A 12,503-nucleotide genomic window follows, 5' to 3' on the forward strand; every position below is an offset into this window, starting at 1 on the left:
CCCGCAAATCCCACGGGGACCTTTACCGCCCGGTCGAAACCCTGGTCGCTCGAAACCGAGTCGATCAGGAAGAGGTTCGCGCCGGTCAGGCGGCAGGCCTTGTCGGCGTCCGGCTGGCAGGTCACAGCGCGCAACGCCGGCAGGCGCACAAGCGTGACAAGCGGATGCCAGTCACTCGCCCCGCTGTCCGTCACCACCCGAAACTGCAGCGCCCCGAACGCCGAGGCGTTGAACGCCTTGCCGATATCGAGGGTCGCGAGCGCGACTTCCCGGTCCGCAACAGTCAGCCCCTTGGAGACGGAAAGGGTGGTCGACGCCGCGCCATCGGCGGTCGCCACCTCAACGGTCTCGTGGCCCAGGAGGCGTGTCGGCGGCAGAGCGCGTACTGAGAAGGTCAGTCTGGCCGAAGGGGGAATCTCGCTGCTGTCGGTGAGCTGGATCGCGATCTGGCCGCCCTGCGGCTCCAGCGCGATGCTCTTGTCGATGAGAGCGACCTGGGGTCGGGGCGGCGCAATCCGGGTCTTGAGGCCGACCACACGCCCGTCGGCGAACGTCACCTTGGCCGCGAGAGTCTGTCCTTGCTTCAGTGCCGCGACGCCCTTCGCATCGGTCGTCTCCAGCCGGAGATCGTCCGCGCCCCCTTGCGACGTCAGCGGGCCTGCCGCGAAGTCCAGGCCGCCGACGCTCAGCTTCGCCACCTCATCCAGGCGTGCGCCCTTCAAATCTCCCGCGAGGTCGCCGACATGCAGCGTGAAGCTTTCGACGTGACCGGTCTGCGCAAAGGCCCGAAGGGAAACGGCTTCGGCTTGCGGGATGCCGAACTGCTGGATCTGCAGCTTCAATTCGCCCGGCTGGGCCATTGCGAGCGGAAGCGTCGCGGTCAGCTTGTCCGGCGCGATGGCCTTCCACGTCAGGGCGCGCGCGGGTGAGCCCGCCTGCTGCCAAGTCACGCCAGACACGCAATGCGCCGCCTTTCCTTCAAGGTGGATCGTGTCATCGCGGCCGACGACCATATCCTGCTCGTCCCCGGCGGCGAGGCGCCACGGCACGATCTGGGCGCGCTGGAGATGGAAGCTTGGCCCGTCGAACGGCTGGAAGCCCCAGACGCCGTGAATTTCGCCGCCGACTGCCTCCGGGAAGTCCTGGGAATGGAAGGTCCCGGCGTCGACCACCAGTCCGCCCTTCTCGGCATCCGCCCGCACCGGCAGATCTACGGACCGGCCGGACGTCGTTGTCACGCGCAACGCCATGTCGTGGGCATAACGGGTGGCGTAGACGAGCGGCGCGCCTTCGACGGGCAGGACCAGGTCCGCACGCGCCGCGCAGAACATGGCCTTCGGATCGACGGGTTCGAGGGGCGGCGGCTGCGGCGGCCCGATCGCCGGCAAGGCGGTGACCAAGACCGACATCGGGTCATGGAACGACGGCGGCGCGTTGAGCAGCAATTCCAACGCATCACCGCGCACCGTCGCCAGCGCGGGAATGTATTGATAGTGCGCCGTGTGGAGGGAATCGAGGATGTGGGCGATGTCGGTCACCGCGCCGATGTAGGGACTGTAGTAGCCGAAATGGCCCTGCGGCGTGGAACTGAGCTGGAGGGTCAGGTCCGTCAGGTTGCCTGAGGTCAGGGTCTGAACAAGCGAGGCGCTATGCCCGTCATTGAGCACCAGGGCGTCCTGGCCCTGGGTGAGGCAGGCGGCCTGGAGCTCTGCCATTTTCTGGAAACAATCGGCGTTGAGCTTGATAGTCAGGCTGCGCGCCAGGAGAGGCGTGATCGTCTTGAGTCGCTCGGGGTCGCCGGGATCGCGCTTGCGGACGGCGGCCAGAAAGGCGTCCAGGCGCGCCCGATCCAGGGCGGCTTGGTCGAGATCCTGCGAGGCCCGAACGAAGGCGCCCGGCCGGCCGCGGACGGCGTCGACGAGCGCCTTGAAATCGCCGCCGGTCTGCGGCGCGAGAAACACCAGCGCTTGTTGGGCGCCTTCCGGAACGGCGATGTTCAGACCGTCGCGGCCGGTCTTGGTCCAGGTTTCCGCGCGATAGAACCACTTCGCCGGCGGCGGATCGGTGGCGCCGCGCAGGAAGGCCACGATCAGGAGATAGCGGACGGACTGGGACGGCGGCAGAACCGCCTCGATCGCCAGTCGATCCCCCGCCGTAAGATTCGGAACCTCCGAGATCGGCAGGGTCACACCGGCATGGGTCACGGCCACCTGCAGCTTCGGTCCCGCCAAATCGAACGGGGCCGCGTCTGCGCACGCCCACCGTGGCGCCAGAAAACAGGCCAGCAGACCGACAAGGAGGGCGCGCAGGGGCATACAAATCCATCGTCTGGAGCGATCGCCAAATCCGGCCCCGCCGCCCCGCTTCACCGTCGCGACCACGGGACCGAGCGACGACTCCAAGCCACACTGGGCTAGCCATTCTTTATGTCAGCAAGGCGCCAAGCGGCAGCCTTAGCGCTCGCATGTTGGCGCGTCCGCCGTTGCGAAGGGCCAAGCTTAGTCGGATGTCCGACGGAATGCTCCGATCCGTCCCCCGTTTTCGCAGGGTCGGGAAGCCGACGTTTGCTGCTTCGGCGGCTGGGGCGGACAATGTCGGAAACTCACGGCCCACGACTCCTCTATGTCGAGGACGAACCGCTGATCCAGGAATTGGCCGTGACCGCGCTGGAAGAGGCGGGTTTCAGCCTGGACACAGTGTCCTCGGGAGCGGCGGCCATCGCCGCGATCGACGAACGAGGCGTCGATTTCAAGGCACTGATCACCGACATCGATCTGGGGACAGGTCCCAGCGGCTGGGACGTCGCCAAGCACGCCCGGGAGCGTTTTCCCGATCTGCCGATCGTCTACGTCGGCGGCGGCAGCTCCAACGATTGGCCCTCACTGGGCGTCCCAGGCAGCATCATGCTCGTGAAGCCCTATGCCTCGGCCCAGCTTATCGTCGCGGTCTCGACCGCCATGCTGCCAGCCGACGGGCGTTGACCGAGCGTCTCGCCACGACACCGGTCCTGAACCCACTCAAGAGAAGTCTCTCTTTCCACACACGAATCGAACCGGAGATTCCTGGTGGGTAACAGAACCCGCTGGTCTTGGCGGAGGATCGTCTCATCAGCTCGCGACGCACGCGGAACTTGTTACGCAAGTAGCGGACGTGGCCAATGTCTCGAATCTCGAAATCGCCAAAGGCAGACGTGCCGTGGTGGGAGTAACAGGACCCAGGCCACCGAGACGAGTTGCGTCTGGGGTCAGCGACGATACCAACAGAAATACCAACCGAACTCCCGCCAGTCTGTGGCGGCCAGCGCGCACAAGCGGGGATAGTCCGTTCCTTCGAAATCTATGCAAACCCACCTTTGCTGAGACAGTCCAGGTAATCACGAACAGCCCTTGCCTCCCCGGCCTTCACCAGCGATTCCGCCGTGCGGTCACCGAAGGCGGGGATCGGCTGGGCGCGATACCAGGCCAATGCCTGGCGCCTGCCGCCGGCCCATGCGTCAATGCGGCTAATGATCTCCAACATCTCGCGCCCGCGGCGCTGAGCGTTGGCCCTTGGCGTCGATCCGCGCGATGCCGGCACGTTTGGCTCCCATGCAAATCTCGCTGGCTAGTATGCGTCTGGTGCGGATAGCCCTCAAGCGGCTGGGAAGATATTCAGGGGTCGGGCGGAGGCCGTACTTGGACGAAGAAATACCGACAGTCTTACCGTCAAACTCATCCGTCGTGGCGGCATCGCTGTCGGGCCTTGTAGGGCAGAGCCCCGAAGATTTGCGACGCAGAACGCGTGAATCATTCGGATTCGATTATCGACTGGAATTCATAACTATTTGATATTATTATGTTTTTAAAGCAACGCTTACTCCCACTCGATGGTTTCCCGCACCCCAAACATTTGAATTTTCAGCATGTTTTTCCGGCCATGACACGAAATATCGTCGACAGCCGCGTCAGAAACCTACGCTTCGGAACTCTTTGAGGAATTCTCCAGATCACGTTCTCGTTGCCGCACAGGCCGGATGCGATACTCCCGTTAAGACACCGAGGGAAGATCGAGCGCCGAGCGCAACCGTCCAATCTCCCGCCGATACAGCATGGCATCGGCCGAAGGCATAAGGAGATCGTCGTGCGGCTCAAAGCCATCGACGTGCTTGTTGAACGGGACATCACCACAACCGGGAACGAGACAGTCGCGCTTTCCCTTTGGGCACCGGCTGAACGAACAAAGTCGGCCAAGGTAGCGGTCGCTCCCCGGCTCGAAAAGGAACACATCCAGCTGGTGGCTCGCGACGCTCATGCCGGCGCCTGCCTCGAACGCCTCACGCAAGGCGCGGGTGGCGGCCCCACGCAACTGGCCAAGGCGATGCTGCGAGTCCAGCCAAAGGGCCAAGTCGAGATCGCCGCATTCGTGCCAGACCTCGACGCCTTCGCGGCGGAATTCCCGGAAACGCGGAACCTCTTTCCACAGCCGCTTGGCGACCGAGCCGATCACAGCGATCGCGCAGACCTCCGAGAAGGACATCCAGGCGTCCGCGACGACGTCGGCGGCCAGCCGGAACTGGCATTGGCGATCCAGGAGATAACGGTTCTGGTTTTCGATCTCGGCGCGCCGCATCCGCTCATTCCAAGAGCTTCATGAAGTTGCGCTTACGGCCGAAGCGCGCCTTGAGCGCCGCAATATGGTCCGCCTGGGCATCCGAAGTTCGCAATGCCGCCATGTGAGCCAACAACTTCGCTGCTTCCGCGTAGGCCGAATTGGAGCCGCTATCGACGAGCCGATCGATGCGCTCGGTATAGACTTTGACGGCCTCGCGCGGGTGGCTCGCCTCGCTCGCCCGGGCGAGGGCTTCTCTGGCGCTCATCGAAGGGACGTAGTCGTGCACGGCGGTCCAGGCGGCATCAAAGGCTTTGTCGTGCGCCAAGATGCCGACGAGCAGATCGGCCGGATGGCGCCATTGGGTCGACGGCTGTTTGACGAGCCTCGTGCGCAGCAACGCGATCGCCCGCCCCCGCGCGCCTTCGCCGCCCACCGCGACTAGCTGAACATAGAGTTCCAGGCTCGGAGACTTCTCGAAAGCCCGCCACAGGACGCTTCCGGCATCGTCGCTTCGACCGGCTTTCGTCAGAAGGCCTGCCGTGAAGACGACCAACCGCACGTCCGGCTGAACGTCCTCGAACACCCACAGCCCCTCCTCGGCGCGCCGAAGCGCCTCCTCCTGGCGGCCCTGGGAAAGACAGAACTCCGCAAGCTGGAGGTAGTTCCAGGGCGAGGAGAGATCCTTGCCGCGCAGGTCTATGCGGGCGTCCACATCGCCGTCCCGTTGCGCGAAGAAATCCAGAATGTCCTTGAGGGCGTTGTAGCGGCCGTCGAACAGGCTGCGGTCTCGTCCCGAACGCGGCGGCAGCTTCGCCCAGGCTTCGAGGGCCAGACGGCGATATTCCGCCAAACCTGCTTCAGCGAGCACGTCCTCGTACACGCGGGCGGCGTCGTAGAAGGTGTCGTACTCGCCATCCATCTCGCGCGCGAACAGCTCGCGGGCCAGCGGGATCGGCGCCGGCCGCGTGGCGCGGGCCGCCGCAAGGTGGATGTCGCGGGCGCGCTCCAACAAGATGCTGCATTGGCCGTCGGAGTCGTCGATCTCCCCTATGGCCGCCTCGATCCGGTCGATGGCGTGCTCCGCCAGCTCGAGCGCTTGAGCAGCGTGGCCGGCCGGGGTCAGCTCGTCGAGGATGTCCAGCACATCACCGACTCCCGCTGCCCATCCGCCGACTTCGCCATAGTCGACAAATCCGCGGGTCCGGGTCGCGCTGTCGATGGCCTTCCTCACCCGCCTCGTCAGAGTCGTAGCGTCGGCGCGAGTCGTCGTCGCGGCAACATCGAGTTTTCGGAACAGGGCCGGGTCCCGTTCAGCCAGGCCAACGAACATCTCGACGAGGATCTCAACGCCCTTCTGCCTCAGGTGTTCGCGAATGCGCGATAGCGCGCCGGCCCCTTCGGCATCCAGATCGCCACCCGCCGCATTCGCCGCCAGCGCAGTGGCGACCATATGCTTGCAGAACCCCCAGTCCTCGAAGGCGGGACATGAACATTCGCCGGCGATGTCTTCGCCGCGTCCGGTGACCTTGGTTCTGTAGTCCTCCGTGCCCACAACCTGGGCCAGAACCCATCCAGGTTCGATGGCGAGAATTTCGACCTGACCGTCGCGATGGTAGGCCTGGCCGCGGGCAAAGACCTTGGCGCCCGCGAGGTCGCGCAAGGTGTCGAGGTCAAAGCGAGACCTGGCAGGTCTCATGGCTCGAACTCACGCCTCATGCGCTTGGCGCCACCCAAGGATTGAGCACAGCCACACCCATCGGTTCGAAGTCGCCGACGTTGCGCGTCACCACCGTCAGCCCGTGCGTCAAAGCCGTCGCGGCGATGAGCGCGTCGCGCTCCGGCCGGGGATCGGGAATGTGCAGGGCGGCGCACCGTCGCGCGATCGCAGCGTCGATCGGCAGTGTTTGCCTTTCAAAAGGCTCAAGCACCTGCCGCTCCAACCAAAGGCGCAACCGCGAGCCTTGCTGGGGATCGCGCCGCTCCATCAGCAGAACGCCGCGTTCGAGTTCGAACACTGTGACGGCGGAGAGATACAAGTCGGCGGGACTGGCGGCTTCCGCCCAGGTCCTGACATGGCCATCGGCGCGGCCGCGGTTACGCAGTTCCGACCAGACATTGGTGTCGATCAGATAGGTCAATCGAAATCCACCGGCCTGAAGATCCGATCGCCCATACGCGGTGGATCGAAATCGAAATCGTCATCCACATCCTGGGCGACGATGTCGAGCAGGCTTTGCCCGGTTCCGGTGAGCTTCCGATATTCTTCAAAGCTGAGCAGGACGTGCGAGGGTCGCCCGCGATCTGTGATGATCACAGGGCCTCTCTCCGCCGCCCTCTTGGCGCCGCCGGCGTCTTGGTTGAACTCACGGCTCGAAATGGTGGTGATGCTCACAGCACGTCTCCGATGAGCATCGTCTACTATAGACATCCTCGCCGGTCAACCTATCGTAGCAAAGTTGCTACTCCCACTCGATCGTCCCGGGCGGCTTGGACGTCACGTCGTAGACGACGCGGTTGATGCCCTTGACCTCGTTGATGATCCGGGTGGCGGCGCGGCCCAGAACCTCCCAGGGGAATTCGAAGAAGTCGGCGGTCATGCCGTCGGTGGAGGTGACGGCGCGGAGCGCGCAAACGTTTTCGTAGGTCCGCGCATCGCCCATGACGCCCACGGTCTTGACCGGCAGCAGGACCGCGAAGGCCTGCCAGATGCTATCGTAGAGGCCCGCCTTGCGGATCTCTTCGAGATAGATGGCGTCGGCCTGCTGCAGGACGGCGACCTTCTCGGGCGTGATCTCGCCGGGGATGCGGATGGCCAGGCCCGGGCCTGGGAACGGGTGGCGGCCCACGAAGGCGGGGTCGAGGCCCAGTTCGACGCCCAGCGCGCGGACCTCGTCCTTGAAGAGCTCGCGCAGCGGTTCGACCAGCTTCAGTTTCATATACGCGGGCAGGCCGCCGACGTTGTGGTGGCTCTTGATCACCGCCGACGGGCCGCCGCGCGCCGAGACGCTCTCGATCACGTCGGGATAGAGCGTGCCCTGGGCCAGGAAGGCCGCGCCTTCGACCTTGGCCGCCTCGCGGTCGAAGATCTCCACGAACACCCGGCCGATGATCTTGCGCTTGGTCTCGGGGTCGCTGACGCCGTCCAGCTCACCGAGGAATTCCTTCGACGCATCAACGTGCACTAGCGGGATGTTGTAGTGATCCCTGAACAGCGTCACCACCTGCTCGGCCTCGTTCAGGCGCAGCAAGCCGGTGTCGACGAAGACGCAGGTCAGCTGCTCGCCGATGGCTTCGTGGATCAGCACCGCCGCCACCGAGCTATCGACGCCGCCGGACAGGCCGCAGATCACCCGGCCCTGGCCGACCTGGGCGCGGATCTTGGCCACCATTTCCTGGCGGAACGAGGCCATGGTCCAGTCGCCGGAGAGGCCCGCGATCTTGTGGGTGAAGTTGCGCAGCATCAGCGCGCCGCGCGGCGTGTGCGCCACTTCCGGGTGGAACTGAATGCCGTAGAAGCGGCGCCCCTCGTCGGCGATCACCGCATAGGGCGAGCCCTCCGACGCGGCGACCACTTCAAAGCCCAGCGGGATGGCGGTGATCTTGTCGCCGTGGCTCATCCAGACGGTCTCGCGATGCCCGGCGTCGCCCAGGCCGTCCAGCAGTGGCGACGGGCGCTCGATCAGGATCTCGGCGCGGCCGAACTCGCGGGCGTGGCCGCCCTCGACGGCGCCGCCCAGCTGCGCGGCCATGGTCATCTCGCCGTAGCAGATGCCCAGCACCGGCACGCCGAGATCGAACACCTTCTGCGGCGCCGACGGGCTCTCGGCTTCATGCACGCTGGCCGGCCCGCCCGACAGGATCACCGCCTTGGGCGCGAAGTCGTCGAGCATGGGCCCGACCTTGTCGTAGGGATGGATTTCGCAATAGACGCCGCTCTCGCGCAGCCGCCGGGCGATCAGCTGGGTCACCTGGCTGCCGAAATCGACGATCAGGACGCGTTCGTGGGCAGGCTCGGTCATGGGGCTCCGTTAGCGGGGTTTCTCCAGCACGGCGACGAAAAAGCCGTCCGTGCCGGAGGTGCGGGGCGACAGGCGCAAAAAGCCGTCAGCTGTGAGATATGGCGTGAGTTTCGGGTCGGTCGTGGCGGGCGCCGCAACGAAGCCTTCGGTGCGCGCCAGGAAGGCCGCCACGCGGTCCTCGTCCTCCTGCGGCAGCACCGAGCAGGTGACGTAGACCATCCGCCCGCCGGGCTTCACGTAAGTCCCGCCGGCGTCGAGCACCGCGTCCTGGTCGGCCATGCGCTTGTCGAGCGTGTCCGGCGTCAGGCGCCACTTGGTGTCCGGGTGCCGCCGCCAGGAGCCTGTGCCCGTGCACGGCGCGTCGATGAACACCACGTCCATCTTGCCCTCCAGACCCTTCAGCGGCTCGGGGTTCACCGGCGAGCGGACCTGCAGGTTACGGACCCCGGCGCGGTCGCCGCGGCGGATGGTGTCGGCCAGGCGCCGGGCGTCTGAGTCATAGGCGTAGATCTGGCCCGAGTTGCCCATGGCGCTGGCCAGCGCCAGGGTCTTGCCGCCGCCGCCGGCGCAGAGATCGAGGACCTGCTTGCCCTTCACCTCGCCGGCCGAGGCGGCGGCGATCTGGGAGCCCAGGTCCTGCACCTCGAACCAGCCCTTGGAGAACTGCGGGATGGTCTCCACCGCGCCGCTGCGGGTCATCGGGTCGAGCGCCGGCATACGCAGGGCCGTAGACAGGAGCTCGACCGGTTCGGCGAGTAGCGAGCTCAACGCCTTCAGCGTCCGCTCCGGATCTGACTTCAGCAGATTGACCCGCAGGTCCACCGGCGCGCGCTCGGAAAGGCCCGCGCCCTCCTCCGCCCTCGCCTCGCCGAAGGCGCGGGCCATGGAGTCGTCCAGCCAGTCCGGATAGTCGCCGCGCACCGGCGCGAACGCCTCGGCGAGATCGCGCGGGCTTTCCAGCGCGGTGCGTTCGGCGTCGCTCAGAGCGCCGGGGCCGTGCGGTTCTTCCCCCGCCGCCTCGGCGATCCGCTCCGATGGCCAATCCCAGACAAACCTCAGTGCGCCCAGCGCCGCGGCGCGCAGGCTCTCGTCGCCCATCCGCCAGCTCAGCGACCGACGCCTGCGAAGCACGTCGAGCACCAGGCCGGAGACGAAGGCTCGATCTTTCGATCCCGCGTAACGCGCCGCCTCGCCCCAGTTCTTCAACGCCATCCGGACAGGCCGGTGGCGCTCGTCGATCTGGGTCAGGACATCGATTGCCGCCGCGAGGCGTCCGGCGTCACGCAAGGGACCTCACTGGAAAAACGCCGCGATCACCATGACGATGCCGACCATGCTCACGGTCCACACCAGGGTTCGCACGACCGGGATGCCGGCCGCATAGATCGGGACGAACAGCGCCCGGGCAATCACATAGAGCGCCGCGCCGTAAAGCGTCGAGGTCCCGAACTTGCCCGCGAAGTCGCAGGCCAGCAGGGCCGCGGCGAACAGCGGGAAGGTCTGTAGGAAATTGCCCAGCGCCCGGTCCAGGCGCGCCGCCACCACGCCGACCGGCTTGGGCTCATCTCGCGGGCCCATCAGCCAGGGCAGGTTGCGCTCGCCGCCGCTGCCGGCCGCCGCCGCCCAGATGATCTGGATCAGGCCGATGATCACGGCCGCCATCAACAGCTTCAACTCCACAGGAACCATCGCACCCATCGTCGCCTCCCCCCGTTACGCCGCCGGCTCGGGATCGGCCGGCTGGCGCTAGAGACCTTAACCCGCAGCCCTAGACGGGGCTGGGGTAATTGGGCGCCTCGCGCGTGATCATCACGTCGTGGACGTGGCTCTCGCGCAGGCCCGCGCCGGTGATGCGGATGAACCGCGCCCGGGTGCGGAATTCGAGCAGGTTGGCGGCGCCCACATAGCCCATGGCGGCGCGCAGGCCGCCCACCATCTGGTGCAGGATCGGCGAGATCGGGCCCTTGTACGGCACCTGCCCCTCGATCCCTTCCGGCACCAGCTTCAGCGCGTCGGAGACGTCCTTCTGGAAGTAGCGGTCGGCCGAGCCGCGGGCCATGGCGCCCAGCGAGCCCATGCCGCGGTAGGTCTTGTAGGAGCGCCCCTGGTAGAGGAACACCTCGCCCGGCGCCTCATCGACGCCGGCGAACACCGAGCCCATCATGGCGACCGAGGCCCCCATAGCGAGCGCCTTGGCCAGGTCGCCGGAGTATTTGATCCCGCCGTCGGCGATCACCGGCACGTCCGAGCCGGCGGCCGCGCGCACCGCGTCGGCGATGGCGGTCAGCTGCGGCACGCCCACGCCCGCCACGATCCGCGTGGTGCAGATGGAGCCTGGGCCGATGCCCACCTTCACCGCGTCGGCGCCGGCGTCGATCAGGGCGCGGGCGCCGTCATAGGTGGCGACATTGCCGGCCACGATCTGCACCCGGTTGGTCTCGCGCTTGATGCGCCCGACCGCCTTGGCGACGTCGGCGTTGTGGCCATGGGCGGTGTCGATCACCACCACGTCCACGCCAGCGTCCACCAGCGCCATGGAGCGCTCATAGCCCGCATCGCCCACTGTGGAGGCCGCGCCGACCAGGAGGCGGCCTTGCGCGTCCTTGGCGGCGTTGGGATGGGCCTCGGACTTCTCCATGTCCTTGACCGTGATCAGGCCGACCGCGCGGTAGTCGTCGTCGACGACGATCAGCCGCTCGATCTTGTGGCGGCGTAAGAGGTCGCGCGCCTCGGCCTGGCTGACGCCCTCCTTCACCGTGATCAGGTTCTCATGCGTCATCAGCGAGCTGGCGGGCACATCGCCACTACCCTCGAAGCGCATGTCGCGGTTGGTCAGGATGCCGCAGAGCTTGCCCTTGGCGTCGACCACCGGAAAGCCGCTGATCTTGCGCCGCGCCTTGATTTCGCGGATCTCGCTAAGCGGCGTCTCCGGCGAGATGGTCAGCGGATTGATGACCATGCCGCTTTCGTAGCGCTTCACCTCGCGGACCTGATCGGCCTGCTCTTCGACCGTGAAGTTGCGGTGCAGGATGCCCATGCCGCCGTTCTGGGCCATGGCGATGGCCAGCCGGCTTTCGGTCACCGTGTCCATGGCGGCTGACACTAGCGGTATGTTCAGATTGATCTCTCGCGTGAACCGGGTCGCGACATCCACCTGCGTGGGCATCACATCGGACGGGCCGGGTTCAAGCAAAACATCGTCGAAGGTGAGCCCTTCGCGAATCTCCATGGAGACACCTCGTTTTGCGGGCTGGCTATACGCGTCCTGCGGCTCAAGGGGCAAGGGCTGGTGGATCGTCATGAATGTCTCCGGGGTGATTTGTAGTGCCGCAGGGGGAGCGCGCCCGAATAGACGGCGTAGCTGCGCCAGGCTTCCTGCGTGCGAGACGCGGCGGCGGCCGGCGGCGGAGGGGTGAAGATCGCGGCGAAGAACGAGGAGATTAGCCGGCTGGTCGCGTCCGTAACGCCCTCACGACCGAGGCTCGGGGGCTGCTGCAAGGTGACGGACCGCTCCATATCCGTGCATGCCGCATTTGCGCTTGCGCGGAAATCGACATATTCACGAGGTGATGTTCGATAATCTCACATCGACCTCCCTGCCCTCCCTGAATGCGCTCCGGGCCTTCGAGGCCATGGCGCGCACCGGCCGCGCGACGCTCGCCGCCGAGGAGCTGAACGTCACCCACAGCGCGGTCAGCCGGCAGGTGAAGGCGCTGGAAGCCTCACTGGGCGTGCGCCTGTTCCAAGGGCCCAAGCACCGCCTGGCGCTCACCCCGGCCGGCCAGGCCCTCCTGCCCGCGCTCAGCCACGCCTTCGACGAGATCGCCTCGGCGGTCCGGCGGCTGAAGAGCGACGGGGAGGACCTGCACCTGGCGGTCAACGCCAGCGTAGCGG

At 66.3% G+C, this 12,503-nt stretch carries 12 protein-coding genes; 2 read left to right on the forward strand and 10 right to left on the reverse strand.

The window, feature by feature from the left end; genetic code table 11:
• On the reverse strand, nucleotides 1-2,315 hold a 2,315-nt coding region (locus VHS75_RS00420), incomplete at its 3' end, for a hypothetical protein (RefSeq protein WP_329636624.1).
• A 276-nt stretch (nucleotides 2,316-2,591) separates the two neighbouring features.
• On the opposite strand from VHS75_RS00420, the gene VHS75_RS00425 reads away from it, so the two are divergent.
• Nucleotides 2,592-2,981 (forward strand): response regulator, encoded by a 390-nt coding sequence (locus VHS75_RS00425; RefSeq protein WP_329636625.1) that lies wholly within the window; start codon nucleotides 2,592-2,594, stop codon nucleotides 2,979-2,981.
• Nucleotides 2,982-3,336: 355 nt separating this feature from the next.
• Here VHS75_RS00425 and VHS75_RS23025 read toward each other — a convergent pair whose 3' ends face one another.
• The 9 genes from VHS75_RS23025 to guaB all read right to left on the reverse strand — a co-directional run bounded on the left by VHS75_RS23025 (nucleotide 3,337) and on the right by guaB (nucleotide 11,838).
• Nucleotides 3,337-3,519 carry an antitoxin Xre/MbcA/ParS toxin-binding domain-containing protein gene (locus tag VHS75_RS23025; RefSeq protein WP_414694233.1) on the reverse strand — a complete coding sequence of 61 codons (183 nt, stop codon included), beginning with the start codon at nucleotides 3,517-3,519 and terminating at the stop codon, nucleotides 3,337-3,339.
• Nucleotides 3,520-4,026: 507 nt separating this feature from the next.
• A complete protein-coding gene (locus tag VHS75_RS00430) occupies nucleotides 4,027-4,608 on the reverse strand; it encodes a hypothetical protein (protein ID WP_329636626.1) in 582 nt (193 codons plus the stop codon).
• Between the two features lie 4 nt (nucleotides 4,609-4,612).
• Nucleotides 4,613-6,286 carry an SWIM zinc finger family protein gene (locus tag VHS75_RS00435; protein WP_329636627.1) on the reverse strand — a complete coding sequence of 558 codons (1,674 nt, stop codon included), beginning with the start codon at nucleotides 6,284-6,286 and terminating at the stop codon, nucleotides 4,613-4,615.
• 16 nt (nucleotides 6,287-6,302) lie between these two features.
• Nucleotides 6,303-6,728, reverse strand: coding sequence for a type II toxin-antitoxin system VapC family toxin (locus VHS75_RS00440; protein ID WP_329636628.1), 426 nt, complete (start codon nucleotides 6,726-6,728; stop codon nucleotides 6,303-6,305).
• Nucleotides 6,725-6,982 carry a type II toxin-antitoxin system Phd/YefM family antitoxin gene (locus VHS75_RS00445; protein WP_329636629.1) on the reverse strand — a complete coding sequence of 86 codons (258 nt, stop codon included), beginning with the start codon at nucleotides 6,980-6,982 and terminating at the stop codon, nucleotides 6,725-6,727. Before VHS75_RS00445 ends, VHS75_RS00440 begins: the two co-directional genes overlap by 4 nt.
• Nucleotides 6,983-7,049: 67 nt before the next feature.
• On the reverse strand, nucleotides 7,050-8,609 hold the full coding sequence (gene guaA, locus VHS75_RS00450) for a glutamine-hydrolyzing GMP synthase (RefSeq protein WP_329636630.1): 1,560 nt from the start codon (nucleotides 8,607-8,609) through the stop codon (nucleotides 7,050-7,052).
• Nucleotides 8,610-8,618: 9 nt separating this feature from the next.
• Nucleotides 8,619-9,896 carry an RsmB/NOP family class I SAM-dependent RNA methyltransferase gene (locus VHS75_RS00455; protein ID WP_329636631.1) on the reverse strand — a complete coding sequence of 426 codons (1,278 nt, stop codon included), beginning with the start codon at nucleotides 9,894-9,896 and terminating at the stop codon, nucleotides 8,619-8,621.
• A 6-nt stretch (nucleotides 9,897-9,902) separates the two neighbouring features.
• Nucleotides 9,903-10,307 (reverse strand): MAPEG family protein, encoded by a 405-nt coding sequence (locus tag VHS75_RS00460; RefSeq protein WP_329636632.1) that lies wholly within the window; start codon nucleotides 10,305-10,307, stop codon nucleotides 9,903-9,905.
• 70 nt (nucleotides 10,308-10,377) lie between these two features.
• Nucleotides 10,378-11,838 carry an IMP dehydrogenase gene (gene guaB, locus VHS75_RS00465; RefSeq protein WP_329636633.1) on the reverse strand — a complete coding sequence of 487 codons (1,461 nt, stop codon included), beginning with the start codon at nucleotides 11,836-11,838 and terminating at the stop codon, nucleotides 10,378-10,380.
• Between the two features lie 340 nt (nucleotides 11,839-12,178).
• Here guaB and VHS75_RS00470 point away from each other — a divergent pair.
• On the forward strand, nucleotides 12,179-12,503 hold a 325-nt coding region (locus VHS75_RS00470), incomplete at its 3' end, for a LysR family transcriptional regulator (RefSeq protein WP_329636634.1).

Source organism: Phenylobacterium sp. (assembly GCF_036264965.1).
Taxonomy (GTDB): domain Bacteria; phylum Pseudomonadota; class Alphaproteobacteria; order Caulobacterales; family Caulobacteraceae; genus Phenylobacterium.

Excerpts from the sequence above, each read along its gene's own strand:
- VHS75_RS00430 (WP_329636626.1), bottom strand. The coding sequence starts at position 4,608 with ATGCGGCGCGCCGAGATCGAAAACCAGAACCGTTATCTCCTGGATCGC.
- VHS75_RS00425 (WP_329636625.1), top strand. The coding sequence starts at position 2,592 with ATGTCGGAAACTCACGGCCCACGACTCCTCTATGTCGAGGACGAACCG.
- VHS75_RS00460 (WP_329636632.1), bottom strand. The coding sequence starts at position 10,307 with ATGGGTGCGATGGTTCCTGTGGAGTTGAAGCTGTTGATGGCGGCCGTG.
- VHS75_RS00435 (WP_329636627.1), bottom strand. The coding sequence starts at position 6,286 with ATGAGACCTGCCAGGTCTCGCTTTGACCTCGACACCTTGCGCGACCTC.
- VHS75_RS23025 (WP_414694233.1), bottom strand. The coding sequence starts at position 3,519 with ATGTTGGAGATCATTAGCCGCATTGACGCATGGGCCGGCGGCAGGCGC.
- guaA (WP_329636630.1), bottom strand. The coding sequence starts at position 8,609 with ATGACCGAGCCTGCCCACGAACGCGTCCTGATCGTCGATTTCGGCAGC.
- guaB (WP_329636633.1), bottom strand. The coding sequence starts at position 11,838 with ATGGAGATTCGCGAAGGGCTCACCTTCGACGATGTTTTGCTTGAACCC.